The organism is Streptomyces sp. 378 (assembly GCF_030124145.1).
In the GTDB taxonomy this organism is placed as follows: domain Bacteria; phylum Actinomycetota; class Actinomycetes; order Streptomycetales; family Streptomycetaceae; genus Streptomyces.
The window spans coordinates 11,674-29,438 of the sequence record NZ_JASKMS010000035.1 but is presented as its reverse complement, the minus strand read 5'-3'; the positions used below and the strand labels follow the sequence as shown (position 1 = coordinate 29,438).

The window sequence follows — 17,765 nt, the reverse complement described above, 5'->3', positions numbered from 1 at the left end:
ATGCCTCCGGTATCGCTGGCTCCTTCCTCCAGTGCGCGGCGGCGAGCGGCACCACCCTCACGTCCGAGCGCCGGGTCACGGAACCGTGGTAACGGAGGCGGCGGCGAAGTTCCAGCGCCAGGCGAGCGCCACGTGGACCAGCCCGATGAGGACCGGCACTTCGATGAGCGGGCCGACGACTCCGGACAGGGCCTGGCCGGAGGTGACGCCGAAGGTGGCGATGGCGACCGCGATGGCCAGCTCGAAGTTGTTGCCCGCCGCGGTGAACGCCAGCGTCGCCGTGCGGTCGTAGGCGAGTCCCAGCCCCTTGCCGAGGAGGAAACTGCCGAAGAACATGATCGCGAAGTAGACCAGCAGCGGCAGCGCGATCCGGGCGACGTCCAGCGGTCGGGAGGTGATCGTCCGGCCCTGCAGAGCGAAGAGGACGACGATCGTGAACAACAGCCCGTACAGCGCCCACGGGCCGATTCGGGGCAGGAACTTCGCCTCGTAGGCGGTGCGGCCCACCCTCCGTTCGCCGATGTGGCGGGTGAGGAAGCCGGCGAGCAGCGGGATGCCGAGGAAGATGATGACGTTCAGCGCGATGTGCCAGACGGACACGTCCAGGCCCTGGCCGTCGCCGAGGTTCATCCAACGGGGCAGCAGGTCGAGGTAGAACCAGCCCAGCAGGCCGAACGCGAGGACCTGGAACACCGAGTTCACCGCGACGAGCACGGCGGCGGCCTCGCGGTCGCCGCACGCCAGGTCGTTCGCCCGAGCCCGAGGCCGACGGCCATGGCGATGAGGATCCACACCGCGAGGTAGCGGTCGGACGTCTGCATCACCATGGGCTGCGGTGACACCTGCCCGGTCTTCCCCGGCAAGCGCTAACTGGACTGGAAGCTGGAGGACCCGGCCGGCCAGGGCGTCGAGGCCGTCCGCCCCCTCCGCGACGAGATCAGGACCCTCGGCGAGGGCCTGATCGCCGAGATCGCCCCGGAGCGGACGGCATGAGCGAGAACGCGTGACACCGTCATCATCGGCCCCGACCGCGTCCGTGGCTCCATGAACCAGGGACTCGACGCCCCGCCCGGAGACGGCTAGGAACACCGTGCTCTTCGCAGGGCGGTGTTGAGGGCTTGTTGAACATCGTCGGGCATGCGTTCGCTGCTGACCCAGTCGACGACGTGGTCGGCGATCGTGCGGAGTTTGATGTTGGTGTGCTGGGAGATCTCCTTGAGGACGTCGAAGCCCTGCTGAGGCCGCAGACCGCCGAGAGCGATGACGACGCCGATCGCCTGATCGATCACGGCGTGTGAGGTGATGGCCGCCTGCAGGTGGTCGTTGTCCCGTTCCAAGATCTCGATCTTGGTCGCGGAATCGTCCGGTTTCGCAGGCCGGCGCACTTCAGCCGTCTCGGTGTGGCTGTTGTGCGGGCGATCCATCGTTCTCACGCTCCCATCGGCTCGGCATGGTGCTGCGGCTGCGGCGCCAGGGGATGGTGAAGGTGGCGCCGCCTCTATCGCTTACCCCCAGACCTGCTCATCGTGCTGTCCTTGTGGAGCGCAGCCGCCGAGCGCCACGGCGGGCTGCCTTCTGCGGTGAGTGGGGGAGTAGCCTCGTCGGTAAGCGGAGGTAGGTTCCCGGGAGCCCATCAGCGCCAGGCTCCCTCGGTTCGAACCACGAGCCGAGGGGGCTGCCACCGGCCCCGTGTATCGCGGGCCTTCTGCAGAGCCGCCGACACGGCGGGCCCTCCTCACTGCCATGCGCTCTTGGACCGTCGCGCCGCGTGTCCGCATCACCCGGCTCTTGTTCCCGTGCCTGATCGTTGCCCGGTCGGTCACGGCCGATGCGAGGCGCCGCAGCCTCGCCGGCGCCCACTGGCCCGACTGAAGCCTTCCCCTGGTCGGCCCACCCGGCGAGTACGGGACGCGGCGGCTTCAGCTTCCCGTGCCGAGAGCCTCTCCGAGCAGCCCGCGTACGGCCTCCATCGCCTGGGCCCGGTCCGCCGGTACCAGTCCGATGCGCGTGCGCCGGTCGAGCAGGTCGGCCTCGTCCAGGGCGCCCTCGTGCCGCAGTGCCCACAGCACTTCGGCGCCGGTGACGGGATGGCCCGGGACGACGGGCTCGCCCAGTCGCGCTTCCCGTACGGCCAGGTCGTGCACCGCCGGTGCCTCGGTGCCGTAGCGCTGGACGAGGCGGCGTGGGGCGCGCAGCGATGCGAGGGTACGGGGGGCCGCGGCGCCGACCAGGGGGAGGGTGGCGGTGGGTGAGGGGCCGGCGGCCAGGCCGTGTGCGTCGAGCGCGGCGTTCACGGCGTCCTCGGCCATCCTGCGGTACGTGGTGAGTTTGCCGCCGACCACGCTGACCACGCCGTCGGGTGAGGTCAGCACCGCGTGCCGGCGGGAGATGTCGGCCGTGCGGGCGGCGCCGTCGGGCGATGCCGTGTGGCCGGTGTCCAGCAGGGGGCGCAGGCCGGCGAACGCGCCGACGACGTCGCTGCGGCGGACGGGGACGTCGAGTACGGAGCCGAGAACGTCGAGCAGGAAACCGATGTCGCTCTCGGGTGCCTCGGGGACGTCGGGCACGGGCCCGTCGAGGGGTTCGTCGGTGAGCCCGACGTAGACGCGGCCGTCGCCCTGCGGCAGGACGAGGACGAAGCGGTTGGTCTCGCCGGGGACGGGGATGTGCAGGCCGGCGGGGAGCCGGCCGATGTGCTCCGAGCGCAGGACGAGGTGGGTGCCGCGCGAGGGCCGGATCCGGATGCCGTCCACGAGGTCGCCGGCCCACACACCTGATGCGTTGATCACCGTGCGGGCGCGGATCTCGCCTTCGTCGCCGGTGAGTTCGTCGCGTACGCGGGCGCCGCTCGTGGTCAGTTCCAGCGCCCGGGCGCGGGTCAGTACGCGGGCGCCGTGCGCGGCGGCGGTGCGGGCGAGGGCGGTCACCAGGCGGGCGTCGTCGGTGAGCTTTCCGTCCCACGACAGCAGGCCGCCGCGCAGCCCGTCGGGGCGCAGTGCCGGGGCCAGGTGCCGGGTCTCGACCGGGGAGAGCCGACGCGGGGCGGGCAGGGTGGCGCGAGCCGTGCGGGCCGACAGCCGCAGGGCGTCGCCGGCCCGGAAGCCGGCCCAGGCCAGCGCGGCCTGGCGGCGCGAGACGAGACCGGTCAGGGGCAGGACGAACGGCTGGGCGGACACCAGGTGGGGGGCCGTACGCTCCATCAGCACGCCGCGTTCGACGGCGCTCTCATGGGCGACGTCCCATTGCGCCGAGGCCAGATAACGCAGCCCTCCATGAATGAGCTTGGAACTCCAGCGGGAGGTGCCGAAGGCCAGGTCGTGGGCGTCCACGGCGACGACGTCGAGTCCGCGGGCGGCGGCGTCCAGGGCCGCTCCGGCACCTGTGGCGCCGAGGCCGACGACCAGCACGTCCACCACACGGCCGTCGGTCGCCTCGGACAGTTCGCGGGCGCGCCGGGTTGCGGACAGGGAGGCCCCGGCGGCCGGGACGGCGGTCTGGCTCATGGGGTGAGGGTCCTCTCCAGGACGGTGCGCAGTTCGGCGAGGAACGCCTCGGTGGTGAGCTCTTCGTCGTCCTCGTCGGTCATGGTGCGCAGGGACAGGGCGAAGGACTGGAGGATCAGCAGCACGGTCCGGGCCTGGCGTTCGGCGTGGGATTCCCTCACCGAGCCGTCCGCGTGACCCTCGCGCAGGGCCGCCGCGAGCAGTTCCAGCAGGGCTTCCTGGCTGGCGCCGCGCCGGTCCAGTACGTAGGGCAGGAGGAGTTCGGGGTCCACGTCGACGATCTTCTGGAAGAGCGGGTGGGCGCGGAACGCGTTCACTCCCGCGACCAGGCCGTCGATGAGCGGCGGACGCGTGCCCACCTCGGGCCGGCCCTCGGGCATGGCTCCGGTCGCGGCGGCGATCCACTCACGGGTCATCAGATCACCGACGAGAGAGCGGACGTCGGGCCAGCGCCGGTAGAGCGTCATACGGGAGACACCCGCGCGGCGGGCCACGTCGGTCATGGTCGTCCGGCGCACCCCGACCGCGAGGACGCAGTCGCGGACGGCGTCGAGCACCACGTCGCTGTCGGAGGACTTCTGCTGGGCCGAGCTGTTGTGACGATTAGGCGTCATGTGTAACAGTGTAACGGCTAGAGCCGCTCCAGCGGCAACCCCCGACGACCGGCGAGGACGACAGGCATGGACATGCTGTGGAACGGCTGGGGTGACCCGGCCAGGGCGACGCCGTTGCCCGACACCGTGACAGGGCTGCTGCGCGACTGGCTCGGCGTCAAGCCGCGGCCCACGGCATCGGCGCGGCTGGAGGACATCAAGATCTCCGCGCCCGCCCTGGAGGGCGCCGCCCTCCACGCGCTGCGAGCCGTACTCGGCGATCGGGTGGAAGGCGTGCGCACCGACACCGAGAGCCGCGTCCGGCACACCCGCGGCAAGTCCACCCCGGACCTGCTGCGCATCCGCGCCGGCGACACCGGCGACGCGCCCGCGGCGGTCGTCCTTCCGCAGAGCCACGACGAGGTGCTCGCCGTGCTCCGCGTCTGTGCCGAACACGGCCTCGCCCTCGTCCCGTTCGGCGGCGGAACGTCCGTAGTCGGAGGACTCGCACCCACCGGTCGGAGGCCCCTGGTCGCCCTGGACCTGCGGCACCTGAACCGCCTGCTCGACCTCGACTCCGTCTCCCGGACCGCCACCCTGCAGGCCGGTCTGCGCGCACCCGAGGCCGAGGCGCTCCTGACCGAACACGGTTTCACCCTCGGCCACTTCCCCCAGTCCTACGAGTGGGCCACCATCGGCGGCTTCGCCGCGACCCGCTCCAGCGGCCAGGCCTCGGCCGGTTACGGCCGCTTCGACGAAATGGTCCTCGGGCTCACCCTCGCCACACCCGAAGGCACCCTCGACACGGGCCGTGCCCCCCGCTCGGCCGCCGGCCCCGACCTGCGACAGCTGCTGCTCGGCTCGGAGGGCGCCTTCGGCGTCATCACCTCCGTCACCGTCCGCGTCCGGCCCGTCCCGCGAACCCGCCGCTACGAAGGGTGGCGCTTCGCCTCCTTCGACGCGGGCGCCGCCGCTCTGCGTCGGCTCGCCCAGGACGGCCCGCGTCCCACCGTCCTCAGGCTGTCCGACGAGACCGAGACGCTGATCGGCCTGGCCCAGCCCGACGTCATCGGCTCCGGCGTCGAGCAGCGGAGCGCGGGATGCCTCGCCGTGGTCGGCTTCGAGGGAACCGAGGAGGACGCCGCTCGGCGCCGGGCAGCCGCCGCTGCCGTACTCACCGACTGCGAGGGCGAGTTCGCGGGCGGCGAACCGGGCCGGCGCTGGGCGCACGGCCGCTATGCGGCACCGTACCTGCGGGACTCGCTCCTCGAGGCGGGCGCGTTCGCCGAGACTCTGGAGACCGCCGCCTACTGGTCGCGGCTGCCCGGCCTGTACGCGGCCGTCCGCGACGCACTGACCGCCACGCTCACCGAGAACGGCACCCCGCCCCTGGTCATGTGCCACATCTCGCACGTCTACGAGAACGGTGCCTCGCTGTACTTCACCGTCGTCTCGGCGCAGGGCGAGGACCCGGTGGCGCACTGGACGCGCGCCAAGCACGCTGCGAACGAGGCGATCCTCGCGGCAGGCGGCACGATCACCCACCACCACGCCGTCGGCACCGATCACCGCGACTGGTACGTGCGAGAGGCCACCGACCTCGGTGTCGCGGCGCTGACGGCCGTCAAACGACGCCTGGACCCGGACGGCCTGCTGAACCCCGGCGTCCTGCTGCCGACCGACTGACCGCAGCCCCCCTGCCGCGCCCCCCGCTTGGGCGCGCGCCACCTCATGAGACGACAGACCGGCACCACCGTCAGCCCGGAGGCACATCGATGCGACAGTTCACCGCCGTCGTCAACCCCACCGCGGGCGGAGCCACCAGCGCTGCGGCGCTGCTGAAGGTGGCCCGACTGCTGCGGGAGGCGGGCGCCGGGCTGGAGACCGAGTACAGCCGCAGCCTCGCCCACGCCCGCGAACTCGCCCGCACTGCCGGGGAACGCGGCCGGGTGGTGCTCGCCGTCGGCGGCGACGGGATCACCGGAAGCATCGGCGGAGCCCTCAGCGGCACCGGAGCACTGTTCGGCATGGTCCCGGCCGGGCGCGGCAACGACTTCGCCCGGGCCCTGGGCCTGCCCGGCGATCCCGACGGTGTGGCCCGGGTGCTGCTCCACGGCACACCGCGTGCCGTGGACACCATCCAGGTCACCTCGTCCGTCCATGCCAGTACCGTCGTGCTCGGCAGCGTCTACGCGGGCGTGGACGCGCTGGCCAACCTGCACGCCAACCGATCCCGGATGCTGCGCGGTTCGGCCTCCTACTACGCCGGTGCCCTGCGCGCGATCAGCACCTGGCGCCCCGCCCGCTACCGGATCACCGTCGACGGCACGGAACACGCCTGCACCGGCTACACCGTCGTGGCGGCGAACTCCAGCTACTACGGCTCCGCGCGCCGTATCGCTCCCGAGGCCCGACTGGACGACGGCTTGCTGGACGTCGTCATGATCCGTGACGCGCCGCGCCGGCTGTTCTTCGCGCTGATGAAGGAACTCGACACCGGCGCCCACGTCCACCGCCCCCAAGTGCGGGTCGTACGCGGCCGCGAGATACGCATCGAGGCCGACAGGGAGCTCCCCTACGGCGCGGACGGCGAGATCGAGGCCGTCCTCCCCGTCACGGCCACAGTGCTGCCCGGCGCACTGCGCGTGCTGTGCTGAGGCGGGGCCGCGCATGGCGCGTCGAGTCCGATCGCGGCGCTCGCCCCTCGTCTCGTCGTGTCCTTGCCCCAGCGGTTGCCTGGCGGCGGCCCTCGGCCTTCTGCAGACCAGCGTTTCGGCACCCTGATATCTGCGTATTCTCCTCGGGACCTCTGAGGACGGCGACGGAAGGGACTCGGAGGTGAGCGGGGGCGGTAGCGGGGCGCCAGGGGACCCGTACGGAGCGGGACGGCCGCCCGAACCGGCTTGGCCGCCCGCGTCCCCGCCGGGCCCGCGGCCGCCGGATCGGGCGCGCCGACTGAGCTTCGGACGTCTCTTCAATCCGATAGCGGTGGGACGCGCGGTGTTCACGCCGTCCCGGCCGGATCGTGTCCACGATCCGGCCGTCAAGAGGGTGCAGGTCCTGCGGACGATCCTCGGCCTGGTCGCCATCTCCTGGATGCTGCTGTCCTACGGATCGGCCTCGGACGCCGACGCCGTGGTGGACGACCGCTTCGCCCAGATCCGCACCACCCTCATCGTGCTGGCGGTGACCTACGGCACCGTGCCGTTCGGGGTGCGGGTGGCGTTCGTCCTGGGCGCTCCCCTGTCCGTCACCGGCGTAGCGATGTGGGAGCTGCGGTGGCTGCGCACGCGGCGCGGAATCTCCGTACGCGGAGCGCTGCTTCGCTGAGCCGCTACGGGCCTGCCCACCGGCGAGGAGGCCCGAGCGCACTTGACGCTGCGGGTCAGTCCTCCGTGACCCGGATGCTCGATTCTCCGGGGCTGCGCCGCCCGGGCGCGAAGGCGGCGGGCGCCTCGGTGGGCGGCCGGACTTCTCCGAGGTTCCCCTTCCGTTCACTGCGGTCCCGCCGCGGAGTCCCGGCCGGCGTGGAACGATTTCACGGAGATGCGAGACCAGATGGCGATTCCTTCCGAAGCGATCGCTCAGGCCATCGCTTTCGCCGTCGAGCAACCGGTGGACGTGGACGTCAACGAGATCGTCGTCCGCCCACCGCGCAGAACTGACCTCGCCAGAGCCGGAGCATCACTGAGTCCGGAGCGGTCCGTCCTCACGGGACGAAGCGTAAAACACGTGGTGCTTCTCGGACGTGAGCACCATAGTCGGCGGGATGATCGGACAGCTGTACGCCATCGTCATCGACTGCCCTGAGCCTTCCGAGCTCGCCGAGTTCTACGGGGAACTGCTGTCACTCTCGCGGCTGGAGGACAGCAGGGAGTTCGTCGTGCTCGGCAATGAGTCCGGTGCCCCTCTCGTGGCATTCCAACGGGTCCACGACTTCCGGCCGCCGCAGTGGTCCGTCCCTGACCACCCTCAGCAGATGCATGTCGACGTCATGGTCGCGGATCTCGACGTGGCCGAGCCGCGTGTGCTCGCGCTGGGCGCGACCCTGCTCGACGGGTCGGACAAGTCGGTCGGATACCGGGTGTACGCCGACCCCGTCGGTCACCCCTTCTGTCTCGTCACCCCACCGAAGTAGACAGCGAGGGACGCGTGGCGGTCACGGGATCGGGAACTCCAGCTCGGGCCGGTCCCAGGCCACCGCGGGCGGGTTCGCGGGGGCGGTCCCGGTATGCAGCGCGCCCACGCTGCGGTAGAAACCCTCGGCCGGAGGGTGGGACACCACCCGGACACGGTCCAGCCCCGCCGTGCGCGCCTCGGACTTCATGTGCTCGACGAGCAGTCGCCCGATGCCGCGGCCCTGCATCCCGTCCTCGACGAAGAGCAGGTCCAGTTCCGGCGGGGTGAGGACCAGCGAGTAGAAACCGAGCACCCGGCCCGCGCCCTCATCGCCCTCGACCGCCACGAAGACCTGATGCGTTTCGATGTAGTCGGGTCCGACGCGGTAGTCCGCGACCATGGCCGCGTACTGACCCTCGTAGGCACGCGAGCCGCGCACGAGGCGCGTCAGCCGCTTGGCGTCCCGGGCGACAGCCCGTCGTACGACGGTTCCACCCCGCACGGGCGTAATGAGCGACTTCATAGGGAGCATGTTACGCATGCGCGAGAGAAGCCTTGGGTCCCCGGTCCGCGCCGGAAAGTCGACGCGCGGCGGTACCCGCACGTCAGAGATCCTCCGCGGACCGCTCCAGCAGTCGTGCGCCGATCACCGCGCTCTGCAGCATCGACACACCTCAGGAATCTCCAACTCCGCCATTCCGCAGGTGAGTTCTCGACATGCTGCCGACCGGCAGGCAGACCGCAGCCAACCTTGCCGGAAAGCAGCAATGCGCGGGCATCCGTCCGCGATGCAGGATGGGTCGCGGGGAGCACTACGGGGGATCCCGGTGCCGGACACCGGCAGGTGTCCGGCACCGGACAGCACAGCGAGCGGCACTGCGCCGAGCGCGGTCGACGGGCGGTGCGGACGGGATGGGGGGTACGGCATGCGGATGTTGCTTTCGGTCGCCACCGGCCCGCCCACGATTCTTTTGACCACCGCCCTCGTGGTGGTGCTGTGCTTCTGGTTCCTCGTCGCCGCGGGCTTCACCTCGGCCGGAAGTTTCGACGCGGACGCGAACCTCCGTGCCTGGGGCATGGACGGCGTACCCGTGGCGGTGGCCGTCTCGACGCTCACGGCCGTGGCCTGGTTCCTGAGCGTCGGGGGCGGCCTCCTGCTGACCGTGTTCGCGCCGCCGTCTCCCGCCACCGGGCTGCTGCGCATGGTCCTGCCCGTCGCGGCCGTGCTCGTCGCGTGGCGGCTGACCCGCCTGCTCGTACGGCCCCTGCACCGGCTCTTCCCCGACGAATCCGCCCCGCCGGACCGCGGGCGGGCACGGAGACTCGTGGACGACGCCGCCCGAGCAGTGCCCCTTCGTCCGCTGCCGCCGGGCCGTCACAGGTCGCCGGCTGAAGAGGATGCGGCACTCCCCAGCCGTCAGGGCAGGGTGGCGATGTAGTAGGCGTTGACGGGGTCGCCGTCCACGGAGGTGACCTCGACGTCCGCGAAGCCGGCTTCCCTGAGCATCCGCACCGCCGTCTCCTGCCCCCAGACCGTGCCCAGCCCCGCTCCGCCGGTGCTGAGTGAGGTCGTCATGCAGTAGAAGACGGAGAAGCCGAAGAGCGCGGGTCCGAAGGGGTGGCCGATGTTGTCCTCCAGCTTGCTGGAGGCGGCGATGTCACCCATGAGGAACGTGCCGTCCTCGGCCAGAGCCCGCCTGATCGCCTCCAGCGTCTCGGCCGGCCGTGCCAGATCGTGGATGACGTCGAAGGCGGTAACGAGGTCGTAGGTGCCGCTGATCTCCGTCGAGTCGCCGAGGGTGTAGTGGAGGTTGCTCAGCCCGGAGTGGGCCGCCTGTGAGCGGGCGGCGTCGATCCCGGCCTCGGACTGGTCGATGCCGTGGAAGCGGCTGGCGGGGAAGGCCCGCGCCAGCACGAGAGGAGCATGTCCTTGTCCCGTGCCGACGTCGAGGACGTCGATGCCGTCGCGCAGCCGCTCCGTGAGTCCGGGCACCAGTGGCACGATCGTGTCGACCAGCGCTTGGTCGTAGACCCGGGCTGTTTCCTCGGCCTGAAGGGCCTGGAAGCGCGGATAGGCCGAGTAGGGCACGCCTCCGCCCTCGCGGAAACTGCGCACGACCTGCTGCTCGACCTCGCCCATGAGCGCGATGTAGGGCATCATCCCGGCCAGGCAGTCCGGGCCGGCCGCGGTCGTCAGCGACGCGGCGTGCTCGGGTGGCAGTGTGTAGCGCCGGCTTCCCGGTTCGTACTCCACGAATCCGCCCACGACCATGCCGCCCAGCCACTCGCGCACATACCGCTCGTCCAGATCCGCCGCCTCGGCGATCTCCGTGCTGGTCGACGGTGGGAGCGAGGCCATGGTGTCGAACAGGCCGCACTGGTGGCCCACGCTGGTCAGCAGGGCCAGCGCGCCCTTGTTCAGGACGTCCACGACTTCACCGGCGAAGGCCTCCTGCCTCGCACGGTCCGGGGGAGCCTCGCGAAATTCAGGCGTGGACATGAGGGCTCCTTCCGCCGGAACGGCTGAGGCACGGAACCGAGACGAGCCGTGTTTGTCATGCTACGCCCGTATTCCAGTGGGTTCTCGGGCGGTTCTCCGTGCGGCCCGACGCCCGTACCGACGCCCGTACCGGCGTCCACTGCACCGGCTTCTCGCCGTGTCCTACCGTTGTGCGTTGAACGGCAGTTGGCGTGCAGTCGGCCCTTCCGTGATCACCCGTACAGAAAGCGGCCTCCTGCGCGCAAAGTTCTCCCCGCACCATCGGCATGTCCACGACGTCGATCAAGGAAGCGCCTGTGAGAACACACCGCACCGGACGCAGAACCGCCGCCCTCGTCCTGTCCACCGCCGTGCTCTTCCTGTCGGCCCCCGCCCCGGCCGGGGCCGACGGTGGGAGCCTGCCGACGGTGACACCCGTCAGCGAGACCCCCGCCCTCTACGACGACGAGGCGGGCGGCAATTCCGACGCCGACGATCCGGCGATCTGGCGCAACGCGGCCGACCCCGGCCGCAGCCTCGTCCTCGCGACCGCCAAGGAGGGCGGACTGCGGGTGTACGACCTGGGCGCCCGCCTGGTGCAGTCGTTGCCCGCGCCCCGTCCGCCCGCGGAGGATGACGCACCGGGCCGGTACAACAACGTCGACGTCGTCACCGGTCTGCGCACCCCCACCGGCCGGGCCGACGTGGCCGTGGTCAGCGACCGCGGCAACGACCGCCTGCGGATCTTCCGCATCGACCCGTCCAGGCCCGGCGGCCCGCTGACCGACATCACCGACCCGGCCGCCGCCCCGGTCTTCTCCACCGACCAGGCCGACATCAACGAACAGCGCACCGCGTACGGCCTCGCCACCTGGCAGGACAAGTCCACCGGGCGCACCTACGCCCTGGTCAGCCGGCGGGAGCGGACCCGCCTCGCGCTGGTCGAGCTGACGCCGACCGCGAGCGGGACCGTCACCTACCGGAAGGTCCGCACGCTCGACCTGCCCGCGTCCTTCCGCCTGCCGAACGGCACGACCTGGTCCCCCTGCACGGAGCCCGGTGAACTCCCGCAGGTGGAGGGCATGGTGGTGGACCCCGCCACCGGCACGCTCTACGCCGGCCAGGAGGACATCGGCATCTGGCGGATGCGCGCCGACCTCACCCGCGAGCCGGTCCTGGTGGACAAGGTCCGCGAGTACGGCGTCCCCGGCGTCTACGACGAGGCGACCGAGGAGTGCACGGCCGGCGCCGACCCCGGCTTCGGAGGCGAGCGGCTCTCCGCGGACGTCGAGGGACTGACGCTGCTTCAGGAGCGGGACGGCGACGGCTATCTCTTCGCCTCCAGCCAGGGCGACGACACCTTCGCCCTGTACGACCGAGAGGTGAGCGAGCACAACGAGTACGAGGGCGGCTTCCGTGTCGGCGCGGCCTCGGCGACCCTCGACGGGTCCCAGGAGTGCGATGGCGCCGCCGTCCTGAACGCACCGCTCGGCAGCCGCTACCCGAACGGTCTGCTGGTCGTCCAGGACGGTCACGAGACCCCTGAGGTCCCTGACGGAGAGGGCGGCTCGCGCACTGCGACCGGCTTCAAGTTCGTCGACCTGCGCGACGTGGTGGACGCCGCCGACCTGTAGATCCGATTCGAGCACGGACCTTCACTGCTGCCGGGTGGCGCGCGGCCACCCGGCAGCGGACCTCGATGCCGGGGCCCTCGGTCCCCTCAGGTCTCGTCCGCGGCCGGGAGACGGCGAGCGCGGCCGGACCGCCCACCGGGTCAACCCCCGGCCGTGGCGCGCAGCGGCGCAGCCGGGGCCGCCGACCGCCCTTCGCCACCGCCTTGGCGGCAGCCCCGAACCCATCGCTCGGCGCGACCGTCACACCCTCGAGGTCCCTCGGGGCGTCATCCTGTCAGGTGGGTGACCACCGAGCGCATCGCATGGTGCAGGGCCGGGCGTGTCTCCTCTGGAGGGTCGAGCGTTTCGAACCCGTGGTGGCCGTTGGGGACGTCGACCAGTTCGAGTCGCACCGCGCCGTCCTCGGCCGCGGTCACGAACGCGTCGACGGTCGCGGCGATCTCGGGTGTCTCCAGCCCGGCGCGGAGGAGGGCGACGGGCAGGGTCCCCGCCTGATCGATCGCCCCGGCCGGGTGGAAGCGACTGCCGGACATCCCCCACGCGGGAAGAGGGGCCAGGACCGGGTAGGAAGCGGCCAGGCAGCGCAGCCATGCGGGGGGCCGGGTCAGCCAGTCCGTCATGAGGAGGCCCCCGCCGGAGAAGAACCACAGGGCGATCCGGCCGGCGTCCACCCGGGTGTCGGCACGCACCAGTTCCACCCCGGCGGCGATGTCCGCGGCGGCACGTTCGTAGTCCGCGAGGTCGTGGAGGCGGTGGTCGAGGGTCGCGCCGACCATGCCCGCGGAGGCGGCCAGGCGGGCGTAGCCCACCAGCGTCGGCCACTCACGCGGGCGTGGCCGCGCTCCGGCGGGCACCGGTCCGCCGTGCACGAAGATCACGGCCGGTCGCGGCCCTTCGCCGTCGGGGACGTACAGATCGACATGACCTCGGCGGTCGCGAGGCAGTTCCGGCACGTCCAGCGGGAACGGCCGCAGGTGGGCGGGCGCCGGCGCGTCGTCACCGGTCGGCCGCAGACGGTGCCCCTCACCGGCCGCGGCCCGCAGCAGGACGTCTGCCAGTGCGGCGGGGCAGGACAGCATCGGCCAGTGCCCGGTGGGGAGTTCGAAGAAGGTGACTTGAGGCTCGGTCAGGACGGCCAGAGCGGGGTCCCCGAAGTCGACGAGCCTCTGCACCATGCCGATGCTGGCGCCGTTCTTGGCGCACAGCACGCCCGTGACGGGGACCGCGGCCACCGCTCCGGTCAGCCGCAGCGGCTGGAGCAGGGTGCCCAGCGGCTGCGGCGCCGCCAGGGCGGTCAGCCGGTCCAGGGCCGCCTCGCCCACGCCGGCGGTACTGCCCCAGCGCTCCCATGCGTCACGGGCCGGTGCGGGAAGGACACCCCGGGGCCCGCCTGCCTCGGCGCGTTCGGCCAGTCGCGCGCGCAGTGTCTGGTCCGGCACGGCGGCCAGCGCCGGAACGCCGTTCTGCGGCATCCCGCAGTCCAGGTACACGACGCGTGTGACACGTTCGGCCCGCCGATCGGCGGCGCCGAGCACCGGATGGATCCCGTAGTCGTGACCGACGAGCACGATCTCCCGCCCTGATGTCACGTCCACCGCGTCGATCGCCGCGATCACGTCATCGATGTGCGTCTCGAGACCGACGTGCTCCGGCGCGGCGGGCCGGGCCGGGTCGATGCCCGTCAACGGGACCGCGTGCGCCGCGCCGCCCGCCGCGGTCAGCCGCGCGGCCGTCTCCTGCCAGACATGGGCCCCGGTGAACGCACCCGACACCAAGATGAACACCCGCACAAAGCCCTCCCCGGGTCCGTCACATGACGCCGCGCCGGTCGCGTACGTCATCGTCCGCGGGCCGCAGCGTGTGCCCGGCCCGCGCACCGGTACCGTAGGAACTCCCCTTGAGGGAGGTTCAACTGTCCACGTCACAGCAGCCGTTGTGGAGCATCGGAGAACTCGCCGAACGCGCCGGTGCCACCGTGAAGACCGTCCGCTTCTACTCCGACCAAGGCCTGCTCCCCGAAGCCGCCCGCAGCAGTGGCGGACACCGCCGCTACGGCGCCCCGGCACTGGAACGCCTGCAGCTGATCCGCTCCCTGCGCGGCCTTGACCTGCCCCTGCCCGAGATACGCCGCATCCTCGAGGACGAAGACGCGATCGGCCGTGCACTGGAGAACGCCGTCGACAGCCGCCTGCGTGAGCTCGGCAGTGAGGTGAAGATCCTGCGCTGGCGGGAAGCGGCACTCCACCTGGTGCGGGACTGCCCGCCCGCTCAGCGCGCCGGCCGGCTGAGGCTGCTCAGCACGCTGAGCAGCCCGCCGAGCACCGCACCCCTGGCCAGGTTCTGGCGCGCCTGGCTGCCACCACGGATGCCGCGTCAGGCAACCGCGGCATTCCTGGAAGTGGCCGTCCCCCGGCCGCCCGACGAACCGCACCCGTCCCAGGTACTCGCCTTCGCCCGGCTGAACGCCATGACGGCGGCTCCCTGCCCGGGCGGTCGGCAGCCCCAGCCGGAGGTGCACCGCGTGGCGGGGGCCGGCGGCGCCGCCCTGCTGTACGCGGGCCTCGCCGAAGCCTTCGAACTCGCGGCCCCCCACCTGCGCAGGGCACGCGACCCGCATCCCGGCGAGGCGTTGGACGGCTACGTCGCCGCATACGCGAGCGCCTACCGAAGCCGCGACACCCCCGACTTCCGCCGCTCGCTGGCGGCCCGGCTGTCGGCAGAACCGCGCCTGGACCGGTACTGGGAACTCGCCGCCGCCGTCCTGACTCCGCCGGGCGGCCGCCCGCGGCCGACTCCGGGCTCCGCGGACGACTGGCTGCGCGCGGCGCTGCGGCGGGACAACGCCGAAGCGGCGTGAGTCACGCCCCTTGAGGCACCCGGCGGACGCCGCCCGCCCGCGAAGGCTCTGCCCGCTCTGCCCGGGCCGGTCGGACAGAGCCGCTCAACGCACCGGGACACCGCGGGAGTAGCCCTGGGTAGTACATCGGCCGGACGCCTCCGGCTCCTCGCCCGGCCCCGGCCACCTGCGATCACCTGACACGTGACGTCATTACCGCTGTTCCTTCAGGCCGTCCACCGCTTGCTTGGCCTCCACCAGCCCGGCGCCGGTGGCCTCGCGGTACTTCTTGATCGCTGGGATGTGCTGTCCGGCTCGCACCAGGGCCGCCACTTCCGCCAGGGCGGGGTCGTCGTCCGGCACGCCATGGTGGTTCATGAGGAGACCGAGCTTGTGGTCCAGACGGGCCATCCGCCGGTCCAGCCGACGGGCCCGGCTCTCCACGGTCGCGATGGTGGTCAGCCCCACGAGGACGACGAGCAGACCTATCAAGGTGTCCATGACACTCTCCCTGGTGTGTGACGGGCGCACGCCGCGGGTCGCGGCGGCGCACAGAGGATGAGGAGGAGAGGACTCAGGGCCCCGCGGGGCCCGGTCGTCCTGCCGGATCAGAACGGTTCGGATCCGCGGGCCGGACGCGGGGAGACCAGTCCCGAGTCGTAGGCGAGGATCACCGCCTGCACGCGGTCGCGCAGGCGGAACTTCTCGAGGATGTGGGCGACATGCGTCTTCACCGTCGTCTCGCCGATGTTCAGCTCGACGGCGATCTCCGCGTTGGACAGACCACGCGCCAGGATCCGCAGCACGTCCAGTTCGCGGCCGGTGAGCACGTCCAGGCGCGGCGGCACGGGCGGCGGCGACTCCGACGGCAGGCCGGCGAAACGCTCCAGCAGACGCCGGGTGACCCGAGGAGCGAGCACGGCCTCGCCGGCGGCGACCGTGCGGATGGCCGAGACCAGGGAATCGGCGGGACCGTCCTTCACGAGGAAGCTGCTCGCCCCGGCCCGCAGGGCGTCGACCACGTGCTCGTCGAGGTCGAACGTGGTCAGGATGACGACCCGGCCGGGCAGACCGCTCTCGGCGATCAGACGGGTCGCCTCGACCCCGTCCATCCGCGGCATGCGGATGTCCATGAGGACGACGTCCGGTGACAGCCGCCGCGTCTCCTCGACGGCCTCCTGACCGTCGGCGGCCTCTCCGACGACCTCGATGTCCGGCTCGGCCTCCAGGATGAACCGGAAGCCGGTCCGGATCATCGGCTGATCGTCAGCCAGCAGCACGCTGATGGACCGCATGGTGCCCCGTTCCTCGGTTGTTCGCCGGACCGTCGGTCTCGGGCAGGTCCAGCACGGCGTGGACGCAGAAGCCGCCGCCCGGCCGAGGGCCCGTGTGCAGGGTGCCGCCCGTCGCGGCGATCCGCTCCCGCATCCCCAGCAGACCATGACCGGAACCGTATCCGGGCACGGGGGTCCCCGCCGCGTCCCCCGGTCCGTCGTCACACACGCGGACGTGCAACCGTTCCGGTTCCTCCTCCCACACCAGACGCACCCGGGTACGCGTCGCGCCCGCGTGCTTGACGGTGTTGGTGAGCGCCTCCTGCACGATGCGGTACACCGTCAGCTGGTACCCGGCGGGCAGCGCGACCACGGAGCCGGAGACCTCGTAGTCGACGTCCAAACCGGTGGCCCGGACGGCCGCGACGAGGGAGGGCAGGGCTTCGATCGTCGGCTGGGGCGGCTCCTTGGACGGTGTGCCTTCCCCCTCCTCGTCGGTGCGCAGCACGTCCAGCAGCCGACGCAGCTCGGTGACGGTGTCCCGGCCCGTCTGCTCGACGGTGGCGTGCAACTCGTGGGCCTTGTCGGGCGACCGGTCCTGGATCCGGTCGGCCGCGATGGTCTGCACCACCATGAGGCTCACGTTGTGGGCCACGATGTCGTGCAGTTCACGGGCGATCCGTGCGCGCTCCTGCATCACCGCGGCGCGTGCGTTGGCGGCCTGCTCGCGTTCCAGGGCCGCGGCGCGCTGCATGGCCTCGTCCCGGACGGCCGTCCGGGCCCGAGAGAGCCGGCCCAGGGCCCATGCCGCCAGCAGGAGCACCGCGTCGGTCAGCAACGCCGCGAGCCGGTGCCCCCGCGGCGCGAGGAACGCCTCGGTCAGCGCGCTGAGCGGAATGAACACGGTGGCCACGAAGGCCGTCACGCGGGGCGCGCCCCGCACGGCCGTGAGATACACGGCGATGGCCACGGACAGGTAGGTGGGGCCGATCGACGTGCCCTCCGGCCCGGCGAGTTGGGGGATGTAGTCCAGGTACTGCAGTGTCCCGGCCCCGACCGTCATGACCAGCAGCCCGGCCAGCGGCACACGACGGTGCACGGCGAGGGGCAGCGTGGACGACAGCACCAGGACGAGCCACCACTGGTCCGGCTGTCGCAGCGGGACACCGCCCGGGGGGATCGCCTGCGGCAGTGCCAGGCACGCGGCCGCCGCCAGGACGGCCAGGGTCACGTCCGTCACCGCGGCAGGCACCTGGCGGCCTGCGAGTGACCCCGGTTCTCTCATGCCCCCCCACGGTAAAGGGCCTGCTCACCCGGCCCGCCCACC

Annotated in this window: 17 protein-coding genes and 3 pseudogenes; 9 read left to right on the top strand and 11 right to left on the bottom strand. The window is 72.0% G+C overall.

Translation table 11 applies throughout. From position 1 onward, the window contains the following. Positions 1 to 75: 75 nt before the first annotated feature. Together QNO09_RS33650 and QNO09_RS33645 are read right to left on the bottom strand one after the other, a co-directional pair. Positions 76 to 750 (bottom strand): annotated as a pseudogene (locus tag QNO09_RS33650) (arsenic resistance protein); the annotation flags it as partial. Next, the gene (locus tag QNO09_RS33645) at positions 699 to 827 is read right to left on the bottom strand and encodes a hypothetical protein (protein ID WP_283974086.1); all 129 of its coding nucleotides are present in this window, start codon (positions 825 to 827) and stop codon (positions 699 to 701) included. The pseudogene QNO09_RS33650 and the gene QNO09_RS33645, both read right to left, overlap by 52 nt. Here QNO09_RS33645 and QNO09_RS33640 point away from each other — a divergent pair. Then, positions 808 to 993 (top strand): annotated as a pseudogene (locus QNO09_RS33640) (low molecular weight phosphatase family protein); the annotation flags it as partial. The gene QNO09_RS33645 and the pseudogene QNO09_RS33640 sit on opposite strands and share 20 nt — an antisense overlap. Positions 994 to 1,079: 86 nt before the next feature. On the opposite strand, the gene QNO09_RS33635 reads toward QNO09_RS33640, so the two are convergent. The 3 genes from QNO09_RS33635 to QNO09_RS33625 all read right to left on the bottom strand — a co-directional run bounded on the left by QNO09_RS33635 (position 1,080) and on the right by QNO09_RS33625 (position 4,117). Further along, positions 1,080 to 1,424: an ANTAR domain-containing protein gene (locus QNO09_RS33635; RefSeq protein WP_283974018.1), complete on the bottom strand. Its 345-nt coding sequence runs from the start codon at positions 1,422 to 1,424 to the stop codon at positions 1,080 to 1,082. 495 nt (positions 1,425 to 1,919) lie between these two features. Next, positions 1,920 to 3,503, bottom strand: a complete 1,584-nt coding sequence (locus QNO09_RS33630) for a glycerol-3-phosphate dehydrogenase/oxidase (RefSeq protein WP_283974017.1) — start codon at positions 3,501 to 3,503, stop codon at positions 1,920 to 1,922. Continuing rightward, entirely contained in the window at positions 3,500 to 4,117 is a 618-nt protein-coding gene (locus QNO09_RS33625; RefSeq protein ID WP_283974016.1) for a TetR/AcrR family transcriptional regulator, read from the bottom strand. Before QNO09_RS33625 ends, QNO09_RS33630 begins: the two co-directional genes overlap by 4 nt. Before the next feature lie 66 nt (positions 4,118 to 4,183). On the opposite strand from QNO09_RS33625, the gene QNO09_RS33620 reads away from it, so the two are divergent. The 5 genes and pseudogenes from QNO09_RS33620 (at position 4,184) to QNO09_RS33600 (ending at position 8,234) form a co-directional block, all read left to right on the top strand. Then, positions 4,184 to 5,782 carry an FAD-binding oxidoreductase gene (locus QNO09_RS33620; RefSeq protein ID WP_283974015.1) on the top strand — a complete coding sequence of 533 codons (1,599 nt, stop codon included), beginning with the start codon at positions 4,184 to 4,186 and terminating at the stop codon, positions 5,780 to 5,782. 89 nt (positions 5,783 to 5,871) lie between these two features. Continuing rightward, positions 5,872 to 6,753 carry a diacylglycerol/lipid kinase family protein gene (locus QNO09_RS33615; RefSeq protein ID WP_283974014.1) on the top strand — a complete coding sequence of 294 codons (882 nt, stop codon included), beginning with the start codon at positions 5,872 to 5,874 and terminating at the stop codon, positions 6,751 to 6,753. A 331-nt stretch (positions 6,754 to 7,084) separates the two neighbouring features. Further along, the gene (locus tag QNO09_RS33610; protein WP_283974013.1) at positions 7,085 to 7,426 is read left to right on the top strand and encodes a hypothetical protein; all 342 of its coding nucleotides are present in this window, start codon (positions 7,085 to 7,087) and stop codon (positions 7,424 to 7,426) included. A gap of 210 nt (positions 7,427 to 7,636) precedes the next feature. Then, positions 7,637 to 7,747, top strand: a pseudogene (locus QNO09_RS33605) (oxidoreductase); the annotation flags it as partial. A gap of 97 nt (positions 7,748 to 7,844) precedes the next feature. Next, on the top strand, positions 7,845 to 8,234 hold the full coding sequence (locus tag QNO09_RS33600; protein WP_349637006.1) for a VOC family protein: 390 nt from the start codon (positions 7,845 to 7,847) through the stop codon (positions 8,232 to 8,234). 21 nt (positions 8,235 to 8,255) lie between these two features. Here the strand turns inward: QNO09_RS33600 and QNO09_RS33595 are convergent, their stop codons facing one another. Next, the gene (locus QNO09_RS33595; RefSeq protein WP_283974012.1) at positions 8,256 to 8,738 is read right to left on the bottom strand and encodes a GNAT family N-acetyltransferase; all 483 of its coding nucleotides are present in this window, start codon (positions 8,736 to 8,738) and stop codon (positions 8,256 to 8,258) included. Positions 8,739 to 9,141: 403 nt separating this feature from the next. Between QNO09_RS33595 and QNO09_RS33590 the strand changes: the two genes are divergently transcribed. After that, positions 9,142 to 9,654, top strand: coding sequence for a hypothetical protein (locus tag QNO09_RS33590; protein ID WP_283974011.1), 513 nt, complete (start codon positions 9,142 to 9,144; stop codon positions 9,652 to 9,654). On the opposite strand, the gene QNO09_RS33585 is transcribed toward QNO09_RS33590, so the two are convergent. After that, positions 9,633 to 10,715: a class I SAM-dependent methyltransferase gene (locus QNO09_RS33585; protein WP_283974010.1), complete on the bottom strand. Its 1,083-nt coding sequence runs from the start codon at positions 10,713 to 10,715 to the stop codon at positions 9,633 to 9,635. The two genes, QNO09_RS33590 and QNO09_RS33585, sit on opposite strands and share 22 nt — an antisense overlap. A 296-nt stretch (positions 10,716 to 11,011) precedes the next feature. On the opposite strand from QNO09_RS33585, the gene QNO09_RS33580 reads away from it, so the two are divergent. Beyond that, a complete protein-coding gene (locus tag QNO09_RS33580; RefSeq protein ID WP_283974009.1) occupies positions 11,012 to 12,328 on the top strand; it encodes a phytase in 1,317 nt (438 codons plus the stop codon). A 266-nt stretch (positions 12,329 to 12,594) separates the two neighbouring features. Here QNO09_RS33580 and QNO09_RS33575 read toward each other — a convergent pair whose 3' ends face one another. Beyond that, on the bottom strand, positions 12,595 to 14,118 hold the full coding sequence (locus tag QNO09_RS33575) for an alpha/beta hydrolase (protein WP_283974008.1): 1,524 nt from the start codon (positions 14,116 to 14,118) through the stop codon (positions 12,595 to 12,597). A gap of 122 nt (positions 14,119 to 14,240) precedes the next feature. On the opposite strand from QNO09_RS33575, the gene QNO09_RS33570 reads away from it, so the two are divergent. Further along, a complete protein-coding gene (locus QNO09_RS33570; protein ID WP_502962379.1) occupies positions 14,241 to 15,185 on the top strand; it encodes a helix-turn-helix domain-containing protein in 945 nt (314 codons plus the stop codon). A gap of 192 nt (positions 15,186 to 15,377) precedes the next feature. Here QNO09_RS33570 and QNO09_RS33565 read toward each other — a convergent pair whose 3' ends face one another. From QNO09_RS33565 to QNO09_RS33555, 3 genes are all read right to left on the bottom strand, one after another. Next, positions 15,378 to 15,665, bottom strand: coding sequence for a hypothetical protein (locus QNO09_RS33565; protein WP_283974006.1), 288 nt, complete (start codon positions 15,663 to 15,665; stop codon positions 15,378 to 15,380). A gap of 107 nt (positions 15,666 to 15,772) precedes the next feature. Continuing rightward, positions 15,773 to 16,459: a response regulator gene (locus QNO09_RS33560; RefSeq protein ID WP_283974005.1), complete on the bottom strand. Its 687-nt coding sequence runs from the start codon at positions 16,457 to 16,459 to the stop codon at positions 15,773 to 15,775. Further along, positions 16,431 to 17,678, bottom strand: coding sequence for a sensor histidine kinase (locus tag QNO09_RS33555; RefSeq protein ID WP_283974004.1), 1,248 nt, complete (start codon positions 17,676 to 17,678; stop codon positions 16,431 to 16,433). The genes QNO09_RS33560 and QNO09_RS33555 overlap by 29 nt, the downstream gene beginning before the upstream one ends. Between the last annotated feature and the right edge of the window lie 87 nt (positions 17,679 to 17,765).

Excerpts from the sequence above, each read along its gene's own strand:
- QNO09_RS33620 (WP_283974015.1), top strand. The coding sequence starts at position 4,184 with ATGGACATGCTGTGGAACGGCTGGGGTGACCCGGCCAGGGCGACGCCG.
- QNO09_RS33630 (WP_283974017.1), bottom strand. The coding sequence starts at position 3,503 with ATGAGCCAGACCGCCGTCCCGGCCGCCGGGGCCTCCCTGTCCGCAACC.
- QNO09_RS33615 (WP_283974014.1), top strand. The coding sequence starts at position 5,872 with ATGCGACAGTTCACCGCCGTCGTCAACCCCACCGCGGGCGGAGCCACC.
- QNO09_RS33595 (WP_283974012.1), bottom strand. The coding sequence starts at position 8,738 with ATGAAGTCGCTCATTACGCCCGTGCGGGGTGGAACCGTCGTACGACGG.
- QNO09_RS33625 (WP_283974016.1), bottom strand. The coding sequence starts at position 4,117 with ATGACGCCTAATCGTCACAACAGCTCGGCCCAGCAGAAGTCCTCCGAC.
- QNO09_RS33590 (WP_283974011.1), top strand. The coding sequence starts at position 9,142 with ATGCGGATGTTGCTTTCGGTCGCCACCGGCCCGCCCACGATTCTTTTG.
- QNO09_RS33635 (WP_283974018.1), bottom strand. The coding sequence starts at position 1,424 with ATGGATCGCCCGCACAACAGCCACACCGAGACGGCTGAAGTGCGCCGG.
- QNO09_RS33565 (WP_283974006.1), bottom strand. The coding sequence starts at position 15,665 with ATGGACACCTTGATAGGTCTGCTCGTCGTCCTCGTGGGGCTGACCACC.
- QNO09_RS33585 (WP_283974010.1), bottom strand. The coding sequence starts at position 10,715 with ATGTCCACGCCTGAATTTCGCGAGGCTCCCCCGGACCGTGCGAGGCAG.
- QNO09_RS33560 (WP_283974005.1), bottom strand. The coding sequence starts at position 16,459 with ATGCGGTCCATCAGCGTGCTGCTGGCTGACGATCAGCCGATGATCCGG.
- QNO09_RS33645 (WP_283974086.1), bottom strand. The coding sequence starts at position 827 with ATGGTGATGCAGACGTCCGACCGCTACCTCGCGGTGTGGATCCTCATC.